At 69.1% G+C, this 26282-nt stretch carries 23 protein-coding genes; 10 read left to right on the top strand and 13 right to left on the bottom strand.

Annotation, left to right across the window (positions count from 1 at the left end; all coding sequences use genetic code 11):
* Positions 1-167 precede the first annotated feature (167 nt).
* The 3 genes from RAN53_RS01490 to doeA form a co-directional block, all read right to left on the bottom strand.
* On the bottom strand, positions 168-644 hold the full coding sequence (locus RAN53_RS01490; protein WP_305795050.1) for an Lrp/AsnC family transcriptional regulator: 477 nt from the start codon (positions 642-644) through the stop codon (positions 168-170).
* A gap of 16 nt (positions 645-660) precedes the next feature.
* A complete protein-coding gene (gene doeB, locus RAN53_RS01485) occupies positions 661-1674 on the bottom strand; it encodes a N(2)-acetyl-L-2,4-diaminobutanoate deacetylase DoeB (protein WP_305795049.1) in 1014 nt (337 codons plus the stop codon).
* Positions 1675-1901: 227 nt separating this feature from the next.
* Positions 1902-3101: an ectoine hydrolase DoeA gene (gene doeA, locus RAN53_RS01480; RefSeq protein ID WP_305795048.1), complete on the bottom strand. Its 1200-nt coding sequence runs from the start codon at positions 3099-3101 to the stop codon at positions 1902-1904.
* 277 nt (positions 3102-3378) lie between these two features.
* Here doeA and RAN53_RS01475 point away from each other — a divergent pair, with 277 nt between their 5' ends.
* From RAN53_RS01475 to dauA, 9 genes are all read left to right on the top strand, one after another.
* Positions 3379-4314, top strand: coding sequence for a 2-hydroxyacid dehydrogenase (locus tag RAN53_RS01475; RefSeq protein ID WP_305795047.1), 936 nt, complete (start codon positions 3379-3381; stop codon positions 4312-4314).
* A gap of 78 nt (positions 4315-4392) precedes the next feature.
* Positions 4393-4971 (top strand): isochorismatase family protein, encoded by a 579-nt coding sequence (locus tag RAN53_RS01470; RefSeq protein ID WP_305795046.1) that lies wholly within the window; start codon positions 4393-4395, stop codon positions 4969-4971.
* Complete coding sequence (locus tag RAN53_RS01465; protein WP_305795045.1) at positions 4968-6341, top strand: nicotinate phosphoribosyltransferase; 1374 nt, start codon at positions 4968-4970, stop codon at positions 6339-6341. The genes RAN53_RS01470 and RAN53_RS01465 overlap by 4 nt, the downstream gene beginning before the upstream one ends.
* A 169-nt stretch (positions 6342-6510) precedes the next feature.
* A complete protein-coding gene (locus RAN53_RS01460) occupies positions 6511-7215 on the top strand; it encodes a hypothetical protein (protein WP_305795044.1) in 705 nt (234 codons plus the stop codon).
* An 86-nt stretch (positions 7216-7301) separates the two neighbouring features.
* A complete protein-coding gene (locus RAN53_RS01455) occupies positions 7302-8228 on the top strand; it encodes a lysine exporter LysO family protein (RefSeq protein WP_305795043.1) in 927 nt (308 codons plus the stop codon).
* A 94-nt stretch (positions 8229-8322) separates the two neighbouring features.
* On the top strand, positions 8323-9759 hold the full coding sequence (locus tag RAN53_RS01450) for an ATP-binding protein (protein WP_305795042.1): 1437 nt from the start codon (positions 8323-8325) through the stop codon (positions 9757-9759).
* Complete coding sequence (locus RAN53_RS01445; protein WP_305795041.1) at positions 9756-10469, top strand: response regulator; 714 nt, start codon at positions 9756-9758, stop codon at positions 10467-10469. The genes RAN53_RS01450 and RAN53_RS01445 overlap by 4 nt, the downstream gene beginning before the upstream one ends.
* Positions 10470-10574: 105 nt before the next feature.
* Positions 10575-11249, top strand: a complete 675-nt coding sequence (locus RAN53_RS01440; protein ID WP_305795040.1) for a hypothetical protein — start codon at positions 10575-10577, stop codon at positions 11247-11249.
* Between the two features lie 154 nt (positions 11250-11403).
* Positions 11404-13155 (top strand): C4-dicarboxylic acid transporter DauA, encoded by a 1752-nt coding sequence (gene dauA, locus RAN53_RS01435; RefSeq protein ID WP_305795039.1) that lies wholly within the window; start codon positions 11404-11406, stop codon positions 13153-13155.
* A gap of 24 nt (positions 13156-13179) precedes the next feature.
* Here the strand turns inward: dauA and RAN53_RS01430 are convergent, their stop codons facing one another.
* Complete coding sequence (locus tag RAN53_RS01430; RefSeq protein ID WP_305795038.1) at positions 13180-13809, bottom strand: methyltransferase domain-containing protein; 630 nt, start codon at positions 13807-13809, stop codon at positions 13180-13182.
* Positions 13810-13935: 126 nt separating this feature from the next.
* The gene (locus tag RAN53_RS01425; protein WP_305795037.1) at positions 13936-15456 is read right to left on the bottom strand and encodes an aldehyde dehydrogenase family protein; all 1521 of its coding nucleotides are present in this window, start codon (positions 15454-15456) and stop codon (positions 13936-13938) included.
* Positions 15457-15591: 135 nt separating this feature from the next.
* Here RAN53_RS01425 and RAN53_RS01420 point away from each other — a divergent pair, with 135 nt between their 5' ends.
* A complete protein-coding gene (locus RAN53_RS01420) occupies positions 15592-16263 on the top strand; it encodes a response regulator (protein WP_305795036.1) in 672 nt (223 codons plus the stop codon).
* On the opposite strand, the gene RAN53_RS01415 is transcribed toward RAN53_RS01420, so the two are convergent.
* The 8 genes from RAN53_RS01415 to RAN53_RS01380 all read right to left on the bottom strand — a co-directional run bounded on the left by RAN53_RS01415 (position 16236) and on the right by RAN53_RS01380 (position 26258).
* The gene (locus tag RAN53_RS01415; protein WP_305795035.1) at positions 16236-17576 is read right to left on the bottom strand and encodes a hybrid sensor histidine kinase/response regulator; all 1341 of its coding nucleotides are present in this window, start codon (positions 17574-17576) and stop codon (positions 16236-16238) included. The two genes, RAN53_RS01420 and RAN53_RS01415, sit on opposite strands and share 28 nt — an antisense overlap.
* Positions 17554-18717 carry a nitric oxide-sensing protein NosP gene (gene nosP / locus RAN53_RS01410; RefSeq protein ID WP_305795034.1) on the bottom strand — a complete coding sequence of 388 codons (1164 nt, stop codon included), beginning with the start codon at positions 18715-18717 and terminating at the stop codon, positions 17554-17556. Before nosP ends, RAN53_RS01415 begins: the two co-directional genes overlap by 23 nt.
* A 69-nt stretch (positions 18718-18786) precedes the next feature.
* Positions 18787-20946: an ATP-binding protein gene (locus RAN53_RS01405; protein ID WP_305795033.1), complete on the bottom strand. Its 2160-nt coding sequence runs from the start codon at positions 20944-20946 to the stop codon at positions 18787-18789.
* 27 nt (positions 20947-20973) lie between these two features.
* Positions 20974-21471, bottom strand: a complete 498-nt coding sequence (locus RAN53_RS01400) for a molybdopterin-dependent oxidoreductase (RefSeq protein WP_305795032.1) — start codon at positions 21469-21471, stop codon at positions 20974-20976.
* 58 nt (positions 21472-21529) lie between these two features.
* Complete coding sequence (locus RAN53_RS01395) at positions 21530-22015, bottom strand: lysozyme inhibitor LprI family protein (RefSeq protein WP_305795031.1); 486 nt, start codon at positions 22013-22015, stop codon at positions 21530-21532.
* A gap of 120 nt (positions 22016-22135) precedes the next feature.
* On the bottom strand, positions 22136-22963 hold the full coding sequence (locus RAN53_RS01390; protein WP_305795030.1) for a DUF2189 domain-containing protein: 828 nt from the start codon (positions 22961-22963) through the stop codon (positions 22136-22138).
* Positions 22964-23221: 258 nt separating this feature from the next.
* A complete protein-coding gene (locus RAN53_RS01385; RefSeq protein ID WP_305795029.1) occupies positions 23222-23650 on the bottom strand; it encodes a universal stress protein in 429 nt (142 codons plus the stop codon).
* Between the two features lie 13 nt (positions 23651-23663).
* Positions 23664-26258, bottom strand: a complete 2595-nt coding sequence (locus tag RAN53_RS01380; protein WP_305795028.1) for a TRAP transporter permease — start codon at positions 26256-26258, stop codon at positions 23664-23666.
* Positions 26259-26282 lie beyond the last annotated feature (24 nt).

The following is a 26282-nucleotide window of genomic DNA, read 5'->3' as shown; positions in this document are numbered from 1 at the left end:
CTCTCGTCAGGCGATCCGGGTATTGCGTGGGGACTGCATCTCGTCCGGCTAGTCGCGGTGCCGGATAGATCGCCCGGCCAGTGGGCTTTCGCCCAACCTATTAGTTACCAGTTTAGTCAGCAGGCGTCCAGCGCCCTTCAACGGTCTACTCGCGCAGAGGCATGGATTCAGCCGACGAAGTCGTCGCGGGAGAACCCCGGGGCGGGGCGCTTGACGCTCTTGGTGACGATATAGGTGAAGTAGCGCTCGATGCCGGCATCGCCGGTGAGCCAGGCATCGATCAGGCGCTGATAGGCGTCGATGGAGTCGGCCTCGACCTTGATCAGGTAGTCGACGCCGCCGCCCACGGCGACGCACTCTGTGACCTCGGGGGTCTCCTGTACCAGTGCCTCGAAGCGGGCGAAGCTCTCGGCGTTGTGGGCCTTGAGCTCGATCTGCACCCACACCGGGGTGCGCCGCACCAGCGCCGCGGCGTTGATGCGGGCGCTGTAGCCCTCGATGATGCCGGCCTTCTCCAGCCGGCGTACCCGTTCCCAGCAGGGGCTGACCGAGAGGTTGATCGCCTCGGCCAGCCTGGACTTGGTGATGCGCCCATCGTGGGAGAGGATCTCGAGGATCTTCAGGTCGTAGCGGTCGAGTTTCATCGCGATGTCGGCCGCCTCATCCCAGGGAGTCGACGATATCGGCGATCACCGCGATGGTGTCGCCCATGTTGACCCGTGCCGGATGGCGCCGCGCCGCCAGCACCCCGCTACGCGCGGCGTGATACGCCACCGGGGCGGTGCCACTGCGGGTCATGTCGTAGACCCGGGCCACCACCTCGCCCTCCTCGACCCGCTCGCCCAGGGCGTGGCAGAGCTCCAGCACGCCGGAGTGTTCGCTCTGCACATAGCAGCTGGCATCGGGCATGTCGAGGTAGACCTGGGGGGCGTCGGGCATCTCCACCTCGCCGGCCACCAGGCCGTAGTGGATCAGGAAGTTGCGCACGCCGCGCTCGGTGATCGCCATGCTCTCGGGGGTGGAGGTGCCGCCGCCGCCCAGTTCGGTGGCCACGAAGATCTTGCCCTGGCTCTCCACCGCAGTGTCGAAGAGCGCGGCGGCGTCGAGCTCGAACATCATCATGGCGTAGGGGGCACCGAAGGCCTTGGCGCCTTCCAGCGCCTGGCGCTGCTGCTCGGGGTCATCGAGCACGTGGGAGGCACCGAAGGGGATGATGTCCAGGGTGCGTCCGCCGGAGTGCAGGTCGAGCACCACGTCGCACATGGGCACCATCACCCGGGTGAAGTAGTCGGCGATCTTCTCGGTCACGCTGCCGTCGGGGTCACCGGGGAAGCTGCGGTTGAGGTTGCCGCCGTCGAGCCCGGAGGTGCGCTTGCCGGCCATCACCGCCGGGGTGTTCATGCAGGGCACGATGATCACCCGGCCTGTGACCTCCTCGGCCTTGAGCTCGCTCGACAGCTTGAGCAGCGAGGTGATGCCCTCGTACTCGTCGCCGTGGTTGCCGCCGGTGAGCAGCGCGGTGGGCCCCTCGCCGTTCCTGACCACGGTCACCGGGATCATCACCGCCCCCCAGGCGGAGTCGTCCACCGAGATGGGCAGCTTGAGGAAGCCGTGCTGGACGCCATCGGCGTCGAAGTCGACGGTGGCGCTGATGGGGCTGGGACGCTTGGTCATGGTGTACCTCTCCTTGTTCTCATATGGCGTCGGCATGCTGGCCCTAATGCCACTCGGGGCTAATCTGGCGACAGATCTTCGAGGGTCGCTCGTGGCTTTACCGGTGACAAGCCTGCGGGGAGGCGCTGTGGACCCGTCCCTGGGCGCTACCTCGGCCGTCCCTGGTCCTCGGACCTCCCCTCCGGCCTGTCCCCGGCGCCCCTCGCTGTGGTGGTTATCGCATCCTGTCAGCGCACGAAGAGCTGGCGCGGGAAGTCGGCCAGGGTCTCGCAGCCCGTCTCGGTGATCAGGATGCTCTCGGTGATCTCCAGGCCCCAGTCGTCCTCCCACAGGCCCGGCATGAAGTGGAAGGTCATGCCCGGCTGCAGGATGGTCTCGTCGGAGGGGCGCAGGCTCATGGTGCGCTCGCCCCAGTCCGGCGGGTAGCTGATGCCGATGGGGTAGCCGCAGCGGGCGCCGCCACGGTCGAAGCCGTACTTGTCCATGGCCGCGCCCAGCGCCATGGCGATGTCCGCGGTGCGGTTGCCGGGCCTGGCCACCTCCAGGCCACGCTCGATGCCCTCGAGCAGGGCCGACTCGGCGCGAATGAACTCCTGGGGCGGCCGACCCAGGAAGACCGTGCGCGACATCGGCGCATGGTAGCGCTTGTAGACCCCGGCGATCTCGAAGAAGGTGCCCTCCCCCTTGCGAAACGGCGTATCGTCCCAGGTCAGGTGGGGCGCGGCAGCGTCCTTGCCGGTAGGCAGCATCGGTACGATGGCCGGATAGTCGCCGCCGAACACCCGGCCGCGCTCGTCTCGCCACCCCTCGATCGCCACCCGGTAGATCTCGGAGACCAGCTTGCTCTTGGGCAGGCCGGGCTCGATCACCTCGAGGATCCGCGAGTGCATGCCCTCGACGATCTTCGCCGCGACGCGCATGTACTCGATCTCCTGGGGCGACTTGATCGCGCGGCACCAGTTGACCAGGGCGTTGGCGTCCATGAAGCGGGCGTGGGGCAGCTCGCGCAGCAGGCTCTGGTAGGCCTTGGCGGAGAAGTAGTAGTTGTCCATCTCCATACCGACCACGCCCTGGTGCCAGCCGCGATCGGGCATGATCGACTGGGCCAGGTACTCCATGGGGTGCATGTCGGGGTTCTGGACGTAGTAATCCGGGTAGTAGGTGATGTTGTCCGCATCGATCCAGCAGGTGCGCAACGCCCCGTTGGCATCCATGCGCCGGCCATACCACACCGGCTCACCCTCCAGACCGACCAGCACGCACTGGTGCACATAGAACGACCAGCCATCGTAGCCCGTGAGCCAGGCCATGTTGGAGGGGTCGCTGACGATCAGCACATCGATGCCCCGACTCGCCATCTCGGCGCGGACCTTCCACAGCCGGGTGGCATATTCCTCACGAGTGAAGGGCAGGTTTACCTGGGTCATTGGGCCACTCGCCAAAGCAACATCAAGAAAATGGCCCTCTCGACGAGGAGAAGGCCGGGGCCAGGGTCACGATCACTGTCGAATGCCTGAACGGGCCGCAGGCTACGGGCCACTCAGCTGCACCAGGCAGTGGGGGAGGACCCCCATAGCGGGAGGTTACTGCCAACCCACGGTAGCCGGTCAAGCATTTCCTGATGTGCAGGACACCGGGAGGGCGGGCTTGTTCGCGAGACCCGGGCCCGGGATGATGGGACCATCACGACGCCCGGGAGGAAACATGAAGGTATTGGTCCATATCGACGACGCCGAACGCTGGCAGGAGGCCCTCGCCGAGCGCCTGCCAGAGGCCGATATCTTCACCAGTGCAGCGCCGGCCGAGAGGCGCCGCGAGGCCGACTACCTGGCGGCGTGGAAGCCCCCCGAATCCCTGCTGAGCGAGCCCCTGGCCCTCAAGGGGATCGTCAACCTGGGCGCCGGCGTGGATGCCCTGCTCAACAACCCCGGGCTGCCCGCGGGCGTGCCCATCGTCAAGCTGCGCGACGCCGGCATGGCGGAGCCCATCGGCGACTATGTTCGCTACGGCCTGCTGCACTTCCAGCGCGACTTCGACCGCTACCGTCGCCAGCAGCACGTGCGGCAGTGGCACGAGCACGCCCCGGTGGACAAGGCCGACTGGCCGGTGGGGGTGCTGGGCCTCGGCGCCATCGGCGCCAGGGTCGCGGCCATGATCGCCACCGACGGCTTCCCGGTGCATGGCTGGAGCCGCTCACCCAAGTCCCTGGAAGGCATCACCTGCCACCACGGCGATGATGGCCTCGCGGCACTGCTCGGCCGTGTGAAGAGCCTGGTGCTGCTGCTGCCCGACACCCCGGCCACCCGGCACATCATCGACGCCGAGGCCCTCGCCCGGCTGCCCGAGGGTGCCAGCCTGATCAATCCCGGGCGCGGCACCCTGATCGACGAGGCCGCCCTGCTCGATGCCCTCGGGGAGGGCGAGGCCGAGGGTCGGCTGCGCGGCGCGCTGCTCGATGCCTTCCCCGCGGAGCCGCTGCCCGCGGCGAGCCCGCTGTGGGGACATCCGCGAGTGTGGGTGACCCCGCACATGGCCGGGCCCACGCCGCTCGGCGCGGCGCTGGACCAGGTGGCCGAGGCGCTGCGCGCCTTCGCGGCCGGCGAGCCCCAGGCCACCGTCGACCCGGACGCCGGCTACTGAGCCCCGCCCCTGTCACAAGCCCCGGGAAGGCCTTACGCTGAAGGCAGGAGAACACGACACCCTGCGAGGAGGTAGGCGATGCGCATGAACGTGGAGTACGGCCCCGACGACGCCCTGCTGGTCGTCGACATGCAGAACGACTTCTGCGAGGGCGGCGCCCTGGCGGTGGCCGGCGGCGCCGCCCTGGTGCCGGGCATCAACGCCGAGATCGCCGCGGCCCGTGCCGCCGGCGCCCCGGTGATCGCCTCCCGGGACTGGCACCCGGTGGACCATGTGAGCTTTGCCCATCGCGGCGGCCCCTGGCCGGAGCACTGCGTGCAGGACACCCCGGGGGCGGCCTTCCATCCCGACCTGGCACTGCCCGATGATGCCATCCGCGTCAGCAAGGCCTGCGCCTTCGATGCCGACGCCTACTCGGCCTTCGAGGCCACCGGGCTCGGCGGCTACCTGCGCGGCCGCGGTATCGAGCGGGTGATCGTCTGCGGCCTGGCACTGGATGTCTGTGTTCAGGCCACCGCCCTGGAGGCCCGTCGCGAGGGCTTCACCACCCTGCTGCTGGCGCCGCTCACCGCCGCGGTGGACCCGCAGGGCATGGCGGCGGTCCTCGACGAGCTCCGCGATGCCGGCGTGGCGATCGACGGCGAGGCGCGCTCATGACCCAGGCGTCCGGCACCCTCCCCCCACATGCCCTCCCGCCCTATGCCGTCCAGGACGACGACCTGGCGCTGCTCACCGACCTCTACCAGCTCACCATGCTCCAGGCCTACTGGGCCGAAGGCATGCAGGCGCGCGCCACCTTCAGCCTGTTCTACCGCCGCCTGCCCGAGACGCGCCGCTTCATGCTCGCCTGCGGCCAGCAGTACGCCGCCGAGCTGGCCACGCGGCTGCGCTTCAACGACACCCACCTGGCCAGCCTCGCCGACACCGGGCAGTTCCGCGATGACTTCCTCGCCTGGCTCGGCCAGTGGCGTTTCACGGGGGATATCTGGACGCTGCTGGAGGGCACGCCGGTATTCGAGAACGAGCCCTTCATGGAGGTGGACGCCCCCCTCGCCGAGGCGCAGCTGCTCGAGAGCCTGGTGATGAACCTGGTGCAGCTGGAGACGGTGATCGCCTCCAAGGCGGTGCGTGTGGTGCTCGCAGCCGGGGACCGCCCGGTGATGGACTTCGGCCTGCGCCGCATGCACGGAACCGACGCCGCGGTGCGCGGGGTGCGCGCCTATCGCACCGCGGGCCTGGCCGGCACCAGCAACGTGCTCGGCGGGCTGCGCCACGACATGCCGCTCTCCGGCACCATGGCCCACAGCTACGTGCTGGCCCACGACGACGAGGAGGCCGCCTTCGCCGCCTTCGCCCGCCACTACCCCGGCACCACCCTGCTGGTGGATACCCACGACACCCCGGCCGGCGTGACCAAGGTGATCGCCTTGATGGACGCCGACCCCGAGATGCGCGTCGGCGCCATCCGCCTCGACTCCGGCGACCTGGGTGCACTGGCCCGGGAGGCACGCTCGCTGCTCGACGCCGCGGGATATCCCGAGGTGAAGGTCGTCGCCAGCAGCGGCCTGGACGAGTGGAAGATCGCGAAGCTGGTCGCGGCCGGCGCGCCCATCGACGCCTTCGGCGTCGGCACCGAGATGGGCGTCTCCTCGGATGCGCCGGTCATCGACCTCTCCTACAAGCTGGTGGAGTACGCCGACACCCCGCGGCTCAAGCACTCGCCGGGCAAGATCAACCTGCCCTGCCCCAAGCAGCTCTACCGTCGCCGCGACGGCGAGGGTCGCTACGCCGGCGACATCATCGCCCTGCGCGACGAGCCCGGCATCGAGGGCGAGGCGCTGCTGCGTCCGATGGTGCGCAACGGCCGGGTGGCAGACGACGAGATGGCCCTCGCCGAGGGTGCCCGGGAGCGGGTTGCCGACGCCCTGCGCTGCATGCCGGCGTGCCTGCTGCGCCTGGAGGCCGGCCACGCCGACTATCCAGTCGCGCTCTCCCCTGCCCTCGAGCGCCTGCGCTCGCGCAGCTGACGCCCGCGCCTGCCAACGGCGGTGGAAATGTGGCATCGTCGGGTAATGGGGAACCTCCGGGCAGGCGCTGGCCTCATACGCCACGGGCCATGTCGGCCCAGCCCGGTTCCCGCGACGGAGAGCGACCATGCCCAAGCGAGCCCCACCGCGGTCTCGGCCCAGTGGCCCGATGGCCCGCCTCGTTCCCTGGCTGTTCGCCTGCCTGCCGCTGCTGGCGGTGGCCGATGCGCCGGCGGCACCGGGACCCACCCAGCGCAGCGTCGAGAATCGCGAGGCCACCGCCTCGATTGCGCCGCGTCCCTTCACGGCGCGCTACCGCCTGGAGGTCAAGGGCTGGCCGGCGGCCTATGTCGACCATCGACTGTCCCATGAGGGCGACTACTGGGAGAGCCTGATGGAAACCGGCATCCGCGTCGCCCGCGGCAGCGAGCGCAGCCGCTTCCTGCTGGAGGACGAGGGCATCCAGGCCGTCTATTACGCCAGCGGCTATATGCTGCTGGGGGTGGGCGACAGCTACAGCCTCTCCAGCGACAGGCTGACCGGCCTGCCGGATCGCCAGACGGCACTCTTCGCGCTCTCGCGTCGCATCATCGATGGCGACTGCGCCGCCAGCGCCTGCGATATCCGCTACCTGGATCACAAGGGGCGCGAGGAGGCCCTCAGGGTCCAAGCCCAGGGCCGCTCGCGGGTCACCCTGCCCGCAGGCACCTTCGAGGCGCTGACGGTGGAGGCCAGGGAGGCCGACAAGCCCGATCGCCGGCTGGTGTTCCACTTCCATCCCGAGGTGCCGGGCCTGCTGCTCTCGGTGGACTACCACCGCGGCGGCGAACGCCGCAGCCACCTGGCACTCAGCGAACTCAGCGTGCAGGAGTAGCCACCCGCTTGGGGAGGTCCTCGGCGGCTGCTAGAGTAGCCGCTTTCTCGCCGCCCCGAAGCGGCCACAGAGGGAAGGGAGTCTCCATGCTGAGCGGCCTGCTGATCGTGCTGCTGCCCCTGGTGCTGGGTTACCTGGTACCGGTGCGACACCCCGCCGTGCTGGCGGCGATCAACCAGGGGGTCAACGCCTCCGTCTATCTCATCCTGCTGCTGATGGGGTTCGGCCTGGCCGGCCTCGAGAACCTCGCCGGCCAGCTGTCGCGCATGGGCGGACAGGCGCTGACGCTGTTCGTGCTGACCTCGGCCTGCAACCTGGCGGGGTTGTGGTGGCTGTCATGCCGCCTGAGGCTGACCACAGACCCCTCTCGCGTGGTGCCCGGGGCGCCGACCAGCAAGCTCGCCGCCATGGCCGGCTCCCTGGCCCTGGTGGGGGTAGTGGTGCTCGGCGTGACGCTCGGCCTGGCCGCCGGGTGGTTGTCGGCGGCGCCGCTGCACGCCATGGCCGAGACCCTCGCCGAATGGGTGCTCTATGTCCTGCTGGCATTGATCGGCTGCCAGCTGCGCAACTCCGGCATGCCGCTGCGCCAGATCCTGCTCAACCACCACGGCCTGGCCATCGCCCTGACCCTGGCCACCACCTCCCTCGCCGGCGGCCTGATCGCCGCGCCGCTGCTCGGACTGCGCTGGAACGAGGGGCTGGCCATGGCCGCCGGCTTCGGCTGGTACTCGCTGTCGGGCATCCTGGTGGGCGACGCCCTGGGGCCGGCGCTGGGCGCCGTCGCCTTCTTCAACGACCTGACCCGTGAGCTGGTCGCCTTCGTGCTGATCCCGCTGGTGATCCACCGCCATGCGGCCCTGGCCATCGGTTACGGCGGCGCCACCTCCATGGACTTCACCCTGCCGGTGATCCAGCAGCATGGCGGGGTCGGCTGCGTGCCGGTGGCGGTGGTCTCGGGCTTTCTGCTCTCGCTGCTCTCGCCGCCCCTGATCCTGTTTTTGCTGACGCTGTGAGTCGCGGCTTGCACGCCGCTTGCACATTCGCTGACCATTGGCTGCATCCCGGCGAGCCATGCTGTGGCCCTATCCTTACCGCGGCGAGACGACCATGCGCCTGACCCTGCCTCGCCCCGCCATCTCCCGGCTGGGCATCAAGCTGTTCGCGGTGATCCTGGTGGTCAATGTGGCCATCTCCGGTCTGGTATTCCTGGCGGTATCGAGAAGCCTCGACCAGGGCTTCCTCGACTACCTGGACAAGACCCAGACCCAGCGTGCCGAGACCCTCGCCGCGGGACTCGCCGAGGAGTGGTCGCGACGCGGCGACTGGCAGTGGCTGCGCGCCTCGCCCCGCGCCTGGCACCGCCTGGTCCGTCACCAGCTGTGGCCCGGCGCCGGCCCGGCCCCGGTGGGCATCGAGCGCCAGCTCGGCGATCCCAAGGACTTCGTGCTTCACGACGCCGGGGGGCTGCCGGTGATCGGCCTGCCGCCGGACGACGACGAGGAGGCCGCCACCCTGCGCTGGCTGCCCATCGAGCATCGAGGCGAGCACGTCGGCACCCTCGGCTATCGCCCACCGGAGCAGCTGGTGGCGCGCATGGAGCGCGTCTTCCTTAGCCGCCAGCAGCGCAACCTGGGCATCATCATCGGTGCCCTGGGCCTGGCCTCGCTGCTGCTGGCCGGCGGCCTCTCCTGGTGGCTGGGGCGGCGCACCCGCGGCATGGCGCTGGCCACCCGCCGCCTGACCGAAGGCGACTACGGCACTCGCCTGCCCGAACGCGGCCGCGATGAACTGTCGCGACTCTCCCGCGACTTCAACGTGTTGGCCGCCACCCTGGAGGCGAGCCGCGAGGCGCGCAGCCGCTGGGTCTCGGACATCGCCCACGAACTGCGCACCCCGCTGGCGGTGCTGCGCGGCGAGATCGAGGCGATGCAGGACGGCATCCGCCGCCTGGATCACGAGAGCCTGCACTCGCTTTCCCAGGAGGTGGAGCAGCTCGAGCGCCTGGTCGCCGACCTGCGACTGCTCTCCCAGAGCGACGCCGGCGCCCTGGAGGTCCAGCTGGCGCCGCTGAACCTCGCCGACAGCCTGCGCCAGCGCCTCGACGAGGCCAGCGGCTGGCTGGACGATAGCGGGCTCACTCTGGAGTGCACGATCCCCGAGACGGCCTGGGTCCGCGGCGACGCCAGCCGCCTGAGGCAGCTGTGGAGCAACCTGCTGGACAACACCTGCGCCTATACCCGCCCTCCCGGCCGGCTGCGCGTCAGCCTGGAGAGCACCGCCGATGGCGTGCGGATCCTCTGGGATGACAGCGCACCGGGCGTCCCGGCTACCCAGCTGTCACGGCTCACCGAGCGGCTCTATCGGGTCGAGGGCTCACGCAGCCGGGCCAGCGGCGGCAGTGGCCTGGGGCTCTCCATCGCCACCGCCCTGGTCAAGGCCCACGGCGGCGACATGACCGCTGCCGCCTCGCCGCTGGGTGGGTTACGCTGGGTCCTGCGCTTCCCGCCACTCGATGACGCCACGCTCAAGGAGGAGACCCCATGACCCAGGCCGAGCACCCCCAGCGCATCCTGATCGTCGAGGATGAACCCAAGATCGCCCGGCTGGTGGCCGACTACCTGGCCGGCAGCGGCTTCGAGCCCCATCACCTGGATCACGGTGACCGCGTGCTGCCGTGGCTGGAGGAGACCCGCCAGGCCGGGGAGGGACCGGCGCTGGTGCTGCTCGACCTGATGCTGCCCGGCACCGACGGCCTCACCCTATGCCGCGAGATCCGCCAGCGTTGGCCGGCCCTGGCGGTGATCATGCTCACCGCCCGGGTCGAGGAGGTCGACCGCCTGCTGGGCCTCGAACTGGGCGCCGATGACTATATCTGCAAGCCGTTCAGTCCCCGGGAGGTGGTGGCCAGGGTCAAGGCGGTGCTGCGTCGCAGCCAGCTGGCCAGCGAACCCGACGCCGCCGTCAGCGACCTGGTGCTGGACGAGGAGGGCTGGCGCGCCCTGGCCGACGGCCGCGACCTGAGCCTCACCGCCGTGGAGTTCCAGCTGCTCAAGGTGATGATGCACGCCCCGGGGCGGATCTTCTCCCGCGACCAGCTGATGGACCATATGTACCGCGACCACCGCATCGTCTCCGAGCGAACCGTGGACAGCCACGTCAAGAAGCTGCGCCGCAAGATCGCCGAGACCTGGCCGGAGCGCGAGGTGATCCGCTCCGTGTACGGGGTCGGCTACAAGTACCAGCCCGAGGAGTGAACTGCACCATCGTTGCACCGTCGCTGCACCGACCTTGCACGCCGGCGGCGCAGAGTGACAGTCGTCAACTCGTGAACAACACTTGTGAACAACAGGAGCTTCTCCATGCAGACCCGACTCTCTCGCCGGATCCTGGCCCCCGCCCTGCTCGCCATGGCCATCGCCCCCCTGGCGCTTTCGGCCACCGCCGCCCCCGGCGACAGCGAACGTGCCGAGCAGCGCCAGCAGTGGCAGGAGGCCCGCGCCGAGCGCTACGCCGAGAAGCGTGCGGCCCTCTTCGAGCGTGCCGACCTCGATGCCGAGACCCGCGAGGCGCTGGAAAACGCCTACCGCGAGCATCGCCAGGCGATGGCCGATCTGCGCGAGGAGCATCGCGACCGCGTCGATGAACTGCTCAGCGATGACCAGCAGGCCGCCCTCGACGAGGCCCGCCGGGAGATGCGCGAGGAGTATCGCGACGCGAAACGGCAGCATCACGCCAAGGCCCTGCAGCAGCGCATGACCGAGATGGTCGATGGCTGGGACCTCTCCGACGAAGAGCGAGACGCCCTGGGTGAGCTGCGCCAGTCCCACTATGCCGACATGGCCGAGCTGCGCAGCCGCGACTTCGACTCCCGCGAGGAGCGCCGCGAGGCCTACCAGGCGCTGCGCGACGAGCACCAGGCGGCGCTGGCCGAGCTGCTTTCCGAGGAGCAGATCGAGGAGATGCAGCAGGCCGCCCGCAAGGCCTTCGGCAAGGGCGACGGCTCCCGCGCCGGCAAGAGCAACGGCAACGACTGACTCGCCCGGTGACTGACGCCACCACGACGCCCGGCCACGTGCCGGGCGTCGTCGTACTGGGCAGAGCCGGCCTGCGACATAAGGCGCCTTGCGGCATCGCAACACGTAGGCGTAACGTAACACCTCCCGCTCTTTAGCAAGCAAAGGAGTTGTCATGTCCCGCGCCTCCGATGGTACCGGCTATCGCCTCCCGCTGCCCGGCAGTGCCCTGGTCGCCGCCTGGCGCCGGGGATACGGACTTGCCGAGTTGCGTCGCGACCTGCTCGCCGGGCTGACCATCGGCATCGTCGCGGTACCGCTCTCCATGGCCCTGGCCATCGCCACCGGCGTGCCGCCTCAGCACGGCCTCTATACCGCCATCGTCGCCGGGGCCATCATCGCCCTCACCGGTGGCTCACGCTTCAATGTCTCCGGCCCCACCGCCGCCTTCGTGGTCATCCTGTTCCCCATCGTCGCCAGCCACGGCATCGGCGGCCTGCTGATCGCCACCCTGATGGCCGGATTGATCCTGGTGGCCATGGGACTGGCCCGCCTGGGCAGCCTGATCCAGTTCGTGCCCTATCCCGTGGTGCTCGGCTTTACCGCCGGTATCGCCGTGGTGATCGCGCTGCTGCAGCTGCCCGACTTCCTCGGCCTGGAGGTGGAGCTGGGCGAAGGCACCCTGGGCAATGCCGCCACCATCGCCCGGGCGCTGCCGGGACTCGACCCGGCGGAGCTGGGGGTCGGCATGGTCACCCTGGCCACCCTGATCCTCTGGCCGCGCCTGCGCCTGCCGGTCCCCGCGCCGCTGGTAGGCCTCGCCGTGGGCACCCTGGCGGCCCTGGCGGTCACCCCGCTGGGCATCGAGGTCGACACCATCGCCTCGCGCTTCAGCTGGAGCCTGCAGGGGGAAAGCGGCAGTGGCATCCCGCCCTTCGCGCCGAGCCTGATGCTGCCCTGGCAGCTGCCCGGGCCGGACGGCGCGCCGCTGGTGGTGGACTTCGCTCTGATCCGTGAGCTGCTGGGCCCGGCACTGGCCATCGCCATGCTGGGCGCCATCGAGTCGCTGCTCTGTGCGGTAGTGGCCGACGGACTCACCCGCACCCGCCACGACCCCAACGCCGAGCTGCTGGGCCAGGGACTGGGCAACATCGCCGCGCCCTTCTTCGGGGGCATCACCGCCACCGCGGCACTCGCGCGCACCGCCACCAATATCCGCAGCGGCGCCGTCTCGCCGGTGGCCGCCGTGGTCCATGCCCTGGTGGTGCTGCTGGCGGTGGTGCTGCTGGCGGGTGTGCTGGCCCTGGTGCCCATGGCGGCACTGGCGGCCCTGCTGTTCATCATCGCCTGGAACATGAGCGAGGCCCGCCACTTCCTGCACACCCTGAAGAGTGCCCCGGCGAGCGATGCCGCCATCCTGGTGATCTGCTTCGCGCTGACGGTGGTGTTCGACATGGTGCTGGCGGTGGCGGTGGGCATGGCCCTGGCGGCGGCACTGTTCATTCGCCGCATGGCCGAGGTCACCCAGACCCGACGGCTGGACGAGGAGGATCGGCACCTTCCCCACGACCTGCCACACGGCGTCGCCCTCTATGATATCGATGGCCCGCTGTTCTTCGGCGCCGCCGAGAAGGCCGTCTCGTCGCTGCAGGTGGTCGACCCGGATATCCGTGTGATGCTGCTCGACATGCACGATGTGCCGAGCCTCGATGCCACCGCCATCGTCGCCCTGCAGACCCTCGCCGACGAGCTGCACGAGCGCCATATCGGCGTGGTGTTCATCGGGCTACCCCCGCGGCTGGTGCTCAAGCTGCGTCGTGCAGGGCTTCGTCGCGAGCCCGGCCGTCTGGCCGTAGTGGCCGACCAGGCCCGCGCCCTGCACCTGGCCAGGCGCTGGCTGGCGACTCCCTCTGGAAACCGTGGATAGCCCTGCCAGTGGGCAGAGGCGGCATCACGAGCCGCTCGCCTCACGGCTGAAACACGCCAGCTGGGTCGGCTGGCCGAGGTGGGCGTGCATCTCGCCGACCCCGGAGAAGCGCACGCGGTAGCCGTTGCGGCGCGCCACGCCCTGGCTCCAGTGGCGAAAGCGCGCCCGGTCCCACTCGAACCGGTGGTCGGGGTCGCGAAACTCCCCCGGGCCCATGTCATAGAGCGGGTTGTATTCGTGGTTGGGGGTGGTCATCACCAGGAAGCGAGGCCGCAGACCGGCGAAGACCGCGCGCTCGACCCGGGAAAGCGCCTCGGGAGGAACATGCTCGATGGTCTCCACCATGGCCGCGGCCTCGAAACCGGCCAGCGTCGGATGGGGGTCGGCATAGGAACCGCAGACCAGCTCGAGGCGCCCCGCCCGGGCGGCAGGCAGATCCTCCAGGCGCAGCTTGGCCTGGGCCAGCAACTCACCGGAGAGCTCCAGGCCCACCATCCGCTCGAACCGGGTATCGCGCAGCAGGTACTGCAGCAGCCCGCCGGAGCCGCACCCCAGGTCGAGCACGCGTCGCGCACCACTGTCACGGATCAGCGAGGCCACGCGCTGCAGCCGCTGCTGGTGGAGGTCGGGGGCCTCGAGATCGATCATCGCCATGCGCTCTCCGCGTGAATCGGGCGGGAGATGATGACGCAAAGCGGCCGGAAGGTGTAGCGGCGTGACAAAAAGGGCGCGACTCGCGTCGCGCCCTTCTGCTGCCGAGTAACGACGAAACGTCGCCGCTCAGAAGAAGCCCAGCGGATTGATGTCGTAGCTGACCAGCAGGTTCTTGGTCTGCTGGTAGTGCTCCAGGGCCACCTTGTGGGTCTCGCGGCCGACGCCGGACTTCTTGTAGCCCCCGAAGGCGGCGTGGGCCGGGTACTGGTGGTAGCAGTTGGTCCACACGCGGCCGGCCTGGATGCCGCGCCCCATGCGGAAGGCGACGTTCATGTCGCGGCTCCACACGCCCGCGCCCAGGCCGAACTCGGTGTCGTTGGCAATGGCCAGCGCCTCTTCCTCGTCCTTGAAGGTGGTCACCGCCACCACCGGGCCGAAGATCTCCTCCTGGAAGACCCGCATCTTGTTGTTCCCCTTGAGCAGGGTCGGCTGGATATAGAAGCCGTTGTCGATGCTCGGATCCAGGCTCTCCTTCTCGCCGCCGGTGAGGAACTCGGCACCCTCCTCCCGGGCGATCTGCATGTAGGACATGATCTTGTCGAACTGTTCCTGGGAGGCCTGGGCGCCGACCTGGACGTCGGTATCCAGCGGGTTGCCGCGCTTGATCTGGCCCACCTTCTCCATGACCTTGGCCATGAAGGCGTCATACATGGACTCCTGGATCAGCGCCCGGGAGGGACAGGTGCACACCTCGCCCTGGTTGAAGAAGGCCAGCACCAGGCCCTCGGCGGCCTTGTCGATGAACGCCGGCTCGGCATTCATGATATCGGCGAAGTAGATGTTCGGCGACTTGCCGCCCAGTTCCACGGTGGAGGGGATGATATTCTCGGCGGCGCACTTGAGGATGTGCGCGCCTACCGGGGTGGAGCCGGTGAAGGCGATCTTGGCGATGCGCTTGCTGGTGGCCAGTGCCTGGCCCGCCTCGGCGCCATAGCCGTTGACGATGTTGATCACCCCCGGCGGCAGCAGGTCGCCGACCAGCTTCATCAACTCCAGGATCGAGGCCGGGGTCTGCTCGGCGGGCTTCAAGACCACGCAGTTGCCCGCGGCCAGGGCCGGGGCCAGCTTCCACACCGCCATCAGCAGCGGGAAGTTCCAGGGGATGATCTGCCCTACCACGCCCAGCGGCTCGTGGAAGTGATAGGCGACGGTGTTGGCATCGATGTCGGCGGCGGTGCCCTCCTGGGCACGGATGCAGCCGGCGAAGTAGCGGAAGTGGTCCACGGCCAGGGGCAGGTCGGCGTTGAGGGTCTCACGCACCGCCTTGCCGTTGTCCCAGGTCTCGGCCACGGCCAACATCTCGAGGTTCTGCTCCATGCGCTCGGCGATCCTGAGCAGCACGTTGGAGCGCTCGGCGGCGGAGGTCTTGCCCCAGGCCGGGGCGGCCTGGTGGGCGGCGTCCAGCGCCTGGTCGATGTCCTCGGCACTGGAGCGCGGGATCTCGCAGAACACCTGGCCGTTGACCGGGCTGACGTTGTCGAAGTACTGCCCCTTCACCGGCGGCACGAACTCGCCGCCGATATAGTTGCCGTAGAGCTTCTCGAAGGCGATGACGGCGCCGGACTCGCCGGGATTGGCGTAGATCATGGCATGGCTCCTGAATGTTGTCGTTATATGAGGCTGTGCCCTGTCAGTCTTGGTCGTCATCACGATCTGGGACATACTCCGGTGGCAGGAGATGCCCTCCTTCCTTGGTAGGAGGGCCGGGATAAGGAGAGCACCATGACCACCCTGATGGTCGCCGACGACCATCCGCTGTTTCGCGAGGCCATCGCCGCGGTGATCGCCGCCGGCCTGCCCGACAGCACCCTGCTGGAGGCCGACAGCCTGGCCCAGGCCATGCGCGAGGCACGGCGCCACGAGGCGAGCCTCGACCTGCTGCTGCTCGACCTGGGGCTGCCCGACGCCGCCGGGCTCGATGGCCTGGCGCGGCTGCGCGATGCCCTGCCCGCCCTGCCGGTGGCGATCCTCTCCGCCGAACAGGATCGGCGCACGGTGCTCGAGGCCATCGACCTCGGGGCGGTGGGCTACATCCCCAAGTCGACGCCCCGCGATGACCTGCTGGCCGCGCTGGAGCGCATCCTGGAGGGCCACCTCTACCTGCCGCCCCAGGTGATGCGCCGCCCGCCGCCCGCCAGGCCCGATTCGTCGCCGGCGCCCCTCGACGATCGCCTGACGAGGCTCACCGACAAGCAGCTCGAGGTACTGGAGGCTCTCGGCCATGGCGCCTCCAACAAGGGCATCGCCCGCAAGCTGGGTATCGCCGAGACCACGGTGAAGACCCACGTCTCGGCGATCCTGCGCCGCCTCGGCGTCACCAGCCGCGTCCAGGCGGTGCTGCTCGCCGGGGAACTCGACCTGGCCGCCTACCTGGCCGCGCGACGGGGGCGCTGAGCCTCCAGCAGCGTGGCCAGCAACACCCTCAGCCGCAGCGGCTTGAGCGGCTTATGCAGGCAGGCGTAGCCCGCCTCGCGGATGCGGGCCTTGAGGGCCGCGTCATGGTTGGCGGTGATCACCACCACCGGAAGCCCCGGATAGCGCCGCCTCAGCCGACCGGCCACCGCCAGACCATCCGGTTGCCCCTCGCCGAGGTGATAGTCCACCAGCAGCACCTCCGGCGGCGCGCCGGCCAGCCCATGCGGGGAGGCGGCGCCTGCCACCCGGCATCCCCAGCCGCCCAGCAGGGCGGCCATGCCGTCGCGGATATCGGCATCGTTGTCGATCACCCAGACACGTGCGCCCGCCAGGGGCCCGGGCGCCTCATGCCCCACCGCCCGGGGAGTGGCCGGTGCGATGCCGTAGGGCACCCGCACCGAGAACAGCGACCCCTGGCCCGGGCGCGAGGCCAGGCCCAGCGGATGGCCCAGCATGCCACTGATGCGCTCGACGATCGCCAGGCCCAGCCCGAGGCCGCGGTCGTCGCCCTCCCCGCCGGCACCGAGCCGATGGAATTCATCGAAGATCACGCGCTGCTGGGCCGGGGCGATGCCCGGACCGGTATCCCCGACCATGATCTCCAGCCCCTCACCACGCCGCCGACAGCCGAGCAGGATGCGCCCGTGGCGGGTATAGCGAATGGCGTTGCTCAGGAAGTTGCGCACCACCCGCGCCAGCAGCGCCAGGTCGGAGGTGATCACCGCGCGGCTCGGCACATGGCGCAGCTCGAGCCCCCGGCTGGCGGCCACCTGGCGATACTCCTCGGCCAGCACCCCGAGCAGCTCCTCGGCGGGAAAGCTGGTCACATCGGGCCGCAGCACCCCGGCATCGAGCCGCGAGATGTCCACCAGGCTACCGATCAGCGCCTCGACGTCCTTGAGCGAGCGGTTGATGCTGCCTACCAGGCGGTGCGACTCGTCGGGCAGGCGGTGCCCCTCCAGGGCGCTGGCGAAGAGCCGGGCCGCGTTGAGCGGCTGCAGCAGGTCGTGGCTCACCGCGGCGAGGAATCGGGTCTTGGAGAGGTTGGCCGCCTCGGCATCGGCCCGGGAGCGCTCCAGGGCGGCCAGGGTACGCTGCAGCGTCTCGGTGCGCTCACGCACCTGTTCGGCGAGCAGCACCGAGTGCTCGAAGGCGCCATAGGGCCCCCCGTGGGGCACGCCACCCGACTCCACCCGCTCGATCAGGGCGGCACAGATGCGTCGCAGGCGTGCGTTCTCCTCGGCCAGCGCCTGGGGCGAGGCGGAGGGCTCAGGGGCGCGACGCGGATCCAATGGCCACTCCGGTGAAGGTCTGGTTGAGGTGCATGCCATGGTGCTGCTCGCCGTAGGTGTTGAAACCGATGACCCGGGAGCGCGCCAGCAGCCGCGAGGCGGTCGCCAGGTCTCCCCGTGCCTCGATCTCGAGGCGGCGCAGGAAGCAGTCGCAGCCGATCACCAGGGCCGGCTCGCCGAGGCGCTGCGCCAGGCCATCGAGGACCGACTCGAGCTGTTCGAGCATCGGCGTGGGACGCATGGCGGTGAGCACGATACCGGTCTCCACGGCGCAGTAGAAGCTCAGGCTGCCATCGGGATTGACCCGCTGTACCGACCGCACGTAGTGGGCGTCGGCGATGCGCACCGCCAGCGGGTGCAGGGCGAAGGCCTCGGCATCCAGCGCCGCCACCGGCACCCCCACCAACCGCGCATACTCCTCGGCCGCGGGTAGCGCATTGAGCTCGAGCACCCGGCGCGTCTCGCTGTCCGCGCGGGTGACCACCAGCTTGTGGTCCAGCGGCTGCAGGTGGTGGGTGGTGAAGACCTCGAAGGGCAGCCGCGTCGCCACCATCACCACCACCGCCGCCCGGGAGTGGAAGCGCCCCTCGGCATAGACGTGGGTGCGCGTCAGGCGGTTGTCGTCACCGGCGGAGCCGCCGAAGCCGGGAATACGCCCCAGCGCCGCCTCCAGGGTGGCCAGCACCTGCTCCTCGCGACTGGAGAGGCCGTCGAGCAGGGTCAGGGCGAAGCGTCCCGCGCCGTCCGGCACCACGTCGCGACACTCCTCCAGCAGGCCATCCACCAGCCGCTGGGCCGCGAGAAGATCGAAACGATCCAGGTCCAGCACCGGGGCGCTTGCGACCGCGAAGGCCTCCCGCGACAGGCCGATGGCCACGATGCAGCCGCGCTCATAGCCCGCCGGGCTGATCTCGCCGGCGGTGGTGCACCCCACCACCGGTACCCGCCCGAAGGTGTGGGTGAGCGCCCGAGAGAGCCCCTCGAGCGGATAGTCGGCGCTGCAGAAGAAGAGCACGAAGCCCAGCGCCGGATGGCACAGCGCCTCGCCCAGCTCGGCCACGGCGGCCGCCGGGTCGGCATGCCGCGAGACCGCGCTGCACAGGGGTGGGGCGTCGGGGGGCGGGGCAGAATCGGGGCGCATCATCGACTCCGGGAGCGAGGCAGGCTGCCAGTGTAGGTCGGCACCCGGCGCGGCCACAACGCCCGGGCGTCAGTCCGAGGCGGCTCCTGCCCGGCGGGCCAGGGAATCCAGGGTGGCGGCGAGGCAGGCATGCAGCTCCTGAAGGGCGGGACGTGCCGCCGCGAGCGCCTCCTCGACGGCCAGTCGCTCTAGCCGTGCCGCCAGTCCCGCCACCTTCACCGCGCCCAGGCTCGCGGACTCTCCCTTCAGCTGGTGTGCCGCATGTCGCATCCCCCCGGCGTCGCCCGCCGCGAGGGCCGAGTCGAGCTGGGCGAGATGTGCCTCGGCCTGGTCGCGGTAGAGCGCCACCATCGGCACCAGCCCCGATTCGCCGAGGGAGTCGAGCAGCGAATCCAGGATCCACGCATCGACCAGCGTCTCCTGGCTCATGGTGACGGCCGGCACCGAGGCCGGGGTGGCGCCCCCCAGATGACGACTCAGCACCTCCAGCAGCGCCTCCTGGAGCAGTGGCTTGGTCAGGTAACCGTTCATCCCCGCGGCCAGGCAGCGGGCCTGCTCCCCCCCCGGGCCGCCCGCGGTCATCGCCACGATGGGCACTCCGGCCGCCCAGCCGTGACGCCGACGCAGCCGGCGGGTCACCTCCAGGCCATCCATGCCGGGCATCTGCACATCCATGAAGATCAGGTCGAAGTGCCGGCGTTCGGTCAGGGCCAGTGCCGCCTCACCGGACTCGGCCAGGCTGACGCGACAGCCCAGTCGCTCGAGCATCGCCTGGGCGACCCGCTGGTTGACCGGGTTGTCCTCCACCACCAGCAGTCGCGCCCCCTGGGGCTGACCGAGCTCGACCCGGCCCGCCGCGGCTGCCTGCGCCGGCTCGGCGGCGGGCACCAGTGGCAACAGGCACCAGAAGCGACTGCCGACGCCGGGCTCGCTCTGCATATCGATGCTGCCCCCCATGGCGTCGATCAGGCGGCGTGAGATCGCCAGGCCCAGCCCGGTACCGCCGAAGCGGCGTGCCGTGGAGGCATCGCCCTGGCGGAAGGGTTCGAAGATTCGCTCCCGCTGCTCGGCGGGAATCCCGCAGCCAGAATCACGCACCTCCAGCCGCAGGGTCTCGTCATCCTCCAGCGATGCCTCGAGGACGACCCGCCCCTGGGCGGTGAACTTCACGGCATTGGAGACCAGGTTGAGCAGCACCTGACGCAGCCGCGCCGGATCCCCCATCACCCAGGGGGGTAGCGCCTCGGATAGCCGCGCCTCGAGCCTGATCCCGCGTGACTCGGCGCGGGCGGCGAAGATCGACACCGAGCCCTCCACCAGCGCCGCCAGCGACAGCGGCTGATATTCCAGGTCGAGTCGACCGGCCTCGATCTTGGAGAAGTCCAGCAGTTCGTTGATCAGCCCCAGCAGCAGGTTGGCGCTATCGTGGATGGTCGCCGCATACTCCCGGGCGTGCTCCTCGAGGGGCTCCTCCAGCAGCAGGTCGCTCATGCCGATCACCCCGTTCAGGGGCGTGCGTATCTCGTGGCTCACCGTGGCCAGGAACTCCGACTTGGCGCGGCTGGCCGACTCCGCTCGCCGCGCGGTGGCCTGCAGCTTGTGGCTGAGGGTCTCCAGGTCGCGGCGGGCGGCGGCGTTGTCACGCGCCTCGCGGAACAGCATCATCGCCACCAGCAGGGCGGCGAAGCTCATGGCGAGGATCAGCACCAGCAGCAGGCCATAGAGCCATTGAAGCTGGCGGCGCTCGTGGGTCGCGCGCTCGGCCAGGTAACCATTGATGGCGATCACCAGGCGCTCGGTGCGGTTACCCAGCACCTCCAGGCGCTGCTCCAGCTCCCCCCGAGCCTCCCCTGCGAGGGAGGCGTATTCGCCGATGACGTCGTCCAGCCTCTCGATGCGTGCCTCGATCTCGTCGATAAGGTCGACGGCGGCGGGAATCCGGGCGATCAGCTGGGTGACATCGCCCTGGCGCATCAGGGTCAGGCGGCTGTAGAAGAGCTCGAAGCGCAGCCGCAGTCCAGGCAAGACCGCATCGGGCTGGGCGAGGTAGCTGCGCATCTGCACGGTATCCCGGTCGAGCTTGTAGGCGTGCCAGACGGTATCGCCGCCGACGCTGCCCGCCAGGCTGTCCTGGCGCCAGGACACCAGGCCCACCACGACCAGGGCGGCGGCGAACAGCAGCAGGGCACTGATCGCCCCCAGCCTCAGGCGAAGGGGCAGCTTCAGCATGCGCCGCATCCCGCTGAAAGCGCCGGCTCAGGGCGCATGGATCTCCGCCACGTGCCAGACCGAGCGAAAGCGCACCGCCTCGTTATGCAGCTCCGGATGATCGTCGAAGGGATAGAGCACGAAGAGCGGCCCGAACTCGCGAATCGGCATCGGCTCGCCGTCGCGGCTCATGGCCAGGATCACATCGTAGTCATGCAGCTCCTCCACGGGAATCTCGGCCCGGAACTCATTGAGGGCCTGCACCACGATGCGCTCCCCCTGTACCCCCGCCGCGGAGAGCACCTCACGCATCAACGGGCCCGTGAAGCAACCCGACTCACGGTGCCAGGGGGTGCGGGTGCAGACCGTCAGGGGCGAAAGCGCCATCAGCATCGAACGGTCGAAGAGCGCGGCCGCTCCGACATTGGGACGGGAGATATCTCCGGTGACGGTAAGCAGGACCTCTCCCTCCGGCACCGGCAGCTCGTCGCCGACGGCGAGCAGGGGCAGACAGGCCAGCAGGAGGGCGATGATCGACAGGCGCATGGCGGGTACCCTTGGCGGCGACTTCTGGGCGCCAGACTACCCGATCACGACGCCATGGTCAGCTCGACGAAGGCGGCAGGTCGGGATCGGGCAGCGAACGCAGCCCATCGAAGAGGCGCAGCAGCAGGTTGGCCCGCGCCTCGAAAATGGCGTTGCGCTGCAGCTGGTGGGACAGCTCGAGCATGCCCGGGGCGACCAGCTCCACCTCCTGCAGCTGAGCGTGGTAGGCCGCCATCAGCGACAGGTCCGCCTCGCGACTGGCCTCCCAGGCCTGCTGCGACATCGCCAGTGCGTCGCGCGCCTCCTCGCCCAGGGCCCGATCCAGCCGCCCCGTGAGTCGCTCGACCTGCTCACGCCAGCCCGCCTCGGCCGTGTCGGCACAGGCCAGCATGGCGTCGAGGGCCTCCCCGGCCTCCACCAGGCAGGCATGCATCTCATGCTGCAGCGACTCGACCTGGGCGGAGGGGTCGGACTGGGCCAGGAGCGGCTCACCGATGAGGGCAAGGGCGGTCAGCAGGGTGGCGGCAGGCAGAGAGCGCGGCATGACAGACTCACAGGGCATGGAAGGAAAGACCGGCACTCATAAAAAAGCCGGGAGGCGTTCACGCCCCCCAGCATAGTCGTTCAAGAGATCAGTGGCTTGTCGAGTGACACTCCAGGCCGATCAGCCCTGCAGCTCGTGCCTTTCCTCCTGAGGCTTGATGACCACCAGATCCTCGTAGGCGTGCCAGCTGGCGAAGCCCAGCACGGGCAAGATAAGCGCCAGGCCGATATAGAAGGTCAGCACCCCGACCAGCACGCAGCCGGTGAGGATGACGGCCCACAGCAGCATCGGACGGAAGTTCTTCGATACCGACCGGATGCTGGCCTCGATGCCTTCCATGAAGGTCAGGTCCTGGTCCATCAGCGTCGGGATGGCCACCACGCTGATGGCGAAGGCGCCAAAGGCCAGGATGCTTCCCAGCCCGGTGCCGACCGCGATCATGCCGAGCCCCTGGGGAGTCGTCAGCAGGGCCGCATAGAGGGCATCGGGGCTGGGCACCTCGAAGCCGAAGAAGAGCGCGAACAGCAGGGTCGCCACACGGATCCAGGCGAGGAAGAAGATCATCATCATCACGCCCATCATCGCCAGCTGACCGGCATGGGGGCGCCAGGCGCCGAAGGCATCGCCCAGGTGCGGGGCGCGGTTGGCCTCCAGGGCACGACTGATGCCGTAGGAGCCCACCGCCACCAGCGGACCGAGGAACATGAACCCCGCCACCAGCGGCAGCAGCCAGTGCCACAGGCCGAGATAGATGGCGCCGACGGTGACCGCGATGCTCAGCCCTACCCAGAACATGCCATAGGCGAGGCTGACCGCGGCGGCCTGTCGAAAATCCTCGATGCCAGCGGCGAGCCAGGCCCTGGGGCGATCCATTCCCACCGGCTGGATGGTGATCCTGACGCCCTGCGCTGCCGACGCGTCACGTGATTTCGCGGATGCCGCATTCATGTGTCACCTCTCTTCACCGATTACCGCCCGACCGGCTCGGGCGCTGCGCGGATGGTCCGGCTCGGGTCCGGCCCATCGAAACAGGTTAACGGAGCCTTTCCTCGTTAACTCTGTCTTAATCTAGTTGATCGGGGTCAACTCTGCAGGCCATCTCGCTTGCCTTTTTTCACGCTCTGCGCACCGCGCAAACGCGGAGGGCCCCGACACTGGGTCGGGGCCCTCCGCAAGGCCGGATAGGGTGACGAGCGCCACCCTCACTCAGCGCACGATCATCACCGACACCCTGGAGTGGTGCACCACGTGCTCGGCGTTGGGGCCGAGCACGTAATCGGCGAACTTGCGCTTGTTGTGGGAGGCCATGACGATCAGGTCCACCTCGAGCTTCTTCGCCGCCTTGACGATCGCCTCCCAGGGCGAGCCGTCGACGATGACGCTCTGGGCCGTGATGTCCTCGGGCACGTGGTCACGGATGAACTCGTGCTGGGCCTCCGCAATCGCCGCATGGGCCTTCTTGGCGAAGTCCTTGGGAAAATAGGAGCCGACCAGCGGCATGCGGTAGTCCGGCAGCACCGTCACCACGTGCAGCGAGGCACCGAAGCTGCGGCACAGCGCCACCGCCGTCGGCAGCGCCTTGCTCCAGGAGGCATCCTCGTTGAGATCCACCGGCAACATGATCTTCTGATACATGACGCTCTCTCCTTCAGGCAGACGCCGAGGCGGCAGTGCGATCACGCCGCCGGCGCTGCATCACTACGATCAGGCCGAACACCAGGAAGGCCGGAATCCACATCAGCTCCTTGGTCCAGCGGTCCACCGGGGCCAGCACCTCGATGATCTCCTGGTCGAAGTCGAAGCCCAGATCCGCGGCCTGGCTGCCATAGGCCACCATGTCGACCACGGCCCGCTCGTCCTCGATGATCAGGTCGAGCCCCAGGTTCGCCAGGCGCTCCTCGCCGGTCTCGCCCTCCGGCACCGGCAGTTGCATATAGGTGGTCAGCGGGTCGCCGAAGTCATCCTCGCCGAGGATCTGCAGCCGCAGGGTGCTCTCCTCGTCGACGCTGCCCAGCGCCTCGACGAACTGTGCCGGCGGCACCGACTGGTAGGGATCGTGGATCATGTCCATCCAGAAGCCGGGCCGGAACAGGGTGAACGCCACCAGCAGCAACACGATGGACTCGTACCAGCGGTTGCGGGCGATCATGAAGCCCTGGGTGGCCGCGGCAAAGATCAACATGGCGATGGTCGATACCACGAAGATCACCACGCCCTGCAGGAATGTGACATCGATCAGCAACAGGTCGGTGTTGAAGATGAACAGGAACGGCAGCGCCGCGGTACGCAGGCTGTAGTAGAAGGCCTGGAAGCCGGTACGGATCGGGTCGCCTCCCGAGACCGCCGCCGCGGCGAAGGAGGCCAGCCCCACCGGCGGTGTAACGTCCGCCATGATGCCGAAGTAGAACACGAACAGGTGCACCGCGATCAGCGGCACCAGCAGGCCGTTCTGCTCGCCCAGCTGGACGATCACCGGGGCCAGCAGCGCCGACACCACGATGTAGTTGGCCGTGGTCGGCAGGCCCATGCCGAGGATCAGGCTGAGCACCGCGGTGAAGATCAGGATTAGCATCAGGTTGCCCATGGAGAGGATCTCCACCACGTCGGCGAGCACCAGGCCGACGCCGGTCTGGGAGACCGCGCCGACGATGATGCCGGCCGTGGCGGTGGCGATGCCGATGCCGATCATGTTGCGGGCACCGGTCACCAGGCCGTTCCACAGGTCCAGGGCGCCCTCGCGCAGGTCCGCCGCCATATCCCCCTGGCCGCGGAAGATCGCCATGATGGGACGCTGGGTGAGGATGATGAAGATCATGAACACCGTGGCCCAGAAGGCCGACAGCCCCGGCGAGAGGCGCTCCACCATCAGGCACCAGATCAGCACGATCACCGGCAGGATGAACTGCAGGCCGACCATCACCGTGGGCCGGGTCTGGGGCAGCTTGTAGATGGGAGTATCCGGGTCGTCGAGTTCCAGCTCGGGATAGTGCGAGCCCACCTTGAGCAGCCCCACATAGATCACCGCCAGGCCCACGGCGATCACCCAGGGCGCCGCATCGCCCAGCACCGGCTTGAGCCAGCCCAGGCCGTAGTAGACCGCGAGGGCGGTGATCATCATCAGCAGCAGGCCGCCGAGGAAGCCGATCACCTTGCGTACCAGGGGCTTGGGCGGATTGCTGCTCTCCAGCCCCTGCAGGCCGGCCTTGAGCGCCTCGAGGTGGACGATATAGATCAGCGCGATATAGGAGATCAGCGCCGGCAGGAAGGCGTGCTTGATCACCTCCACGTAGGAGATGCCCACGTACTCGACCATCAGGAAGGCCGCGGCGCCCATGACCGGCGGCATGATCTGGCCATTGACCGAGGAGGAGACCTCCACCGCACCGGCCTTCTCGGCGGAGAAGCCGACGCGCTTCATCATCGGCACGGTGAAGGTGCCGGTGGTCACCACGTTGGCGATGGAGGAGCCGGAGATCAGGCCGGTCATGCCGGATGCCACCACGGCGGCCTTGGCCGGCCCGCCCTTGTAGTGACCGAGCAGCGAGAAGGCGACCTTGATGAAGTAGTTGCCGGCGCCGGCCTTGTCGAGCAGGGCGCCGAACAGCACGAACAGGAAGACGAAGCTGGTCGAGACCCCGAGCGCAATGCCGAAGACCCCCTGGGTCGTCAACCACTGGTGGTTGACCAGCCCGAAGAGGCTGACCCCGCGGTGGGACAGGATGCCCGGCATGTAGGGGCCGGCCAGCGAATAGATGATGAAGATCGAGGCGATGATCATGAGCGGCGGGCCGAGCGCCCGTCGCGTGGCCTCGAGCAGCAGCAGGATACCCGCCACACCGATGATCACGTCCTGCAGGATCGGTGCGCCCGGGCGCTGGGCCAGCTGTTCATAGAACATGAACATGTAGGCGCCGCAGAACGCCGCCGCCGCCGCCAGGACCCAGTCCTGGATGGGGATGCGGTCGCGCGGCGAGCGTTTGAGCGCCGGATAGGCCATGTAGGCCAGGAACAGCGCGAAGGCCAGATGGATCGAGCGGGACTCGGTGGCGTTGAAGACCCCGAAACCGATCATGAACGGCAGCGGGGACGCGATCCACAGCTGGAAGAGCGACCACACGGCGGCGATGCTGACCAGCAGCTTGCCCGGCGCCCCGGCCGGCTTGCGGGCCCCGGTATCGCTCGAGGCCACCATATCCTCGAGATCCACCTCGTGCCCCGCGGCCCTCTTGTTGTCCTCAGTCATAAGCGTGCCCTGCTCTGTAACGTT

Origin of the sequence: Halomonas sp. SSL-5, from assembly GCF_030708455.1 — a bacterium.
In the GTDB taxonomy this organism is placed as follows: domain Bacteria; phylum Pseudomonadota; class Gammaproteobacteria; order Pseudomonadales; family Halomonadaceae; genus Halomonas.
This window is presented reverse-complemented; position numbering and strand designations above follow the sequence as displayed.

Coding starts and splice junctions, on each gene's coding strand:
- RAN53_RS01390 (WP_305795030.1), bottom strand. CDS start 22,963: ATGAATGCGGCATCCGCGAAATCACGTGACGCGTCGGCAGCGCAGGGC.
- doeA (WP_305795048.1), bottom strand. CDS start 3,101: ATGACCCAGGTAAACCTGCCCTTCACTCGTGAGGAATATGCCACCCGG.
- RAN53_RS01490 (WP_305795050.1), bottom strand. CDS start 644: ATGAAACTCGACCGCTACGACCTGAAGATCCTCGAGATCCTCTCCCAC.
- RAN53_RS01460 (WP_305795044.1), top strand. CDS start 6,511: ATGGCCCGCCTCGTTCCCTGGCTGTTCGCCTGCCTGCCGCTGCTGGCG.
- RAN53_RS01400 (WP_305795032.1), bottom strand. CDS start 21,471: ATGCGCCTGTCGATCATCGCCCTCCTGCTGGCCTGTCTGCCCCTGCTC.
- RAN53_RS01420 (WP_305795036.1), top strand. CDS start 15,592: ATGACCACCCTGATGGTCGCCGACGACCATCCGCTGTTTCGCGAGGCC.
- RAN53_RS01380 (WP_305795028.1), bottom strand. CDS start 26,258: ATGACTGAGGACAACAAGAGGGCCGCGGGGCACGAGGTGGATCTCGAG.
- RAN53_RS01430 (WP_305795038.1), bottom strand. CDS start 13,809: ATGGCGATGATCGATCTCGAGGCCCCCGACCTCCACCAGCAGCGGCTG.
- RAN53_RS01455 (WP_305795043.1), top strand. CDS start 7,302: ATGCTGAGCGGCCTGCTGATCGTGCTGCTGCCCCTGGTGCTGGGTTAC.
- RAN53_RS01450 (WP_305795042.1), top strand. CDS start 8,323: ATGCGCCTGACCCTGCCTCGCCCCGCCATCTCCCGGCTGGGCATCAAG.
- RAN53_RS01425 (WP_305795037.1), bottom strand. CDS start 15,456: ATGATCTACGCCAATCCCGGCGAGTCCGGCGCCGTCATCGCCTTCGAG.
- nosP (WP_305795034.1), bottom strand. CDS start 18,717: ATGCGCCCCGATTCTGCCCCGCCCCCCGACGCCCCACCCCTGTGCAGC.
- RAN53_RS01385 (WP_305795029.1), bottom strand. CDS start 23,650: ATGTATCAGAAGATCATGTTGCCGGTGGATCTCAACGAGGATGCCTCC.
- RAN53_RS01475 (WP_305795047.1), top strand. CDS start 3,379: ATGAAGGTATTGGTCCATATCGACGACGCCGAACGCTGGCAGGAGGCC.
- RAN53_RS01470 (WP_305795046.1), top strand. CDS start 4,393: ATGCGCATGAACGTGGAGTACGGCCCCGACGACGCCCTGCTGGTCGTC.
- RAN53_RS01405 (WP_305795033.1), bottom strand. CDS start 20,946: ATGCTGAAGCTGCCCCTTCGCCTGAGGCTGGGGGCGATCAGTGCCCTG.
- dauA (WP_305795039.1), top strand. CDS start 11,404: ATGTCCCGCGCCTCCGATGGTACCGGCTATCGCCTCCCGCTGCCCGGC.
- RAN53_RS01440 (WP_305795040.1), top strand. CDS start 10,575: ATGCAGACCCGACTCTCTCGCCGGATCCTGGCCCCCGCCCTGCTCGCC.
- RAN53_RS01465 (WP_305795045.1), top strand. CDS start 4,968: ATGACCCAGGCGTCCGGCACCCTCCCCCCACATGCCCTCCCGCCCTAT.
- RAN53_RS01445 (WP_305795041.1), top strand. CDS start 9,756: ATGACCCAGGCCGAGCACCCCCAGCGCATCCTGATCGTCGAGGATGAA.
- doeB (WP_305795049.1), bottom strand. CDS start 1,674: ATGACCAAGCGTCCCAGCCCCATCAGCGCCACCGTCGACTTCGACGCC.
- RAN53_RS01395 (WP_305795031.1), bottom strand. CDS start 22,015: ATGCCGCGCTCTCTGCCTGCCGCCACCCTGCTGACCGCCCTTGCCCTC.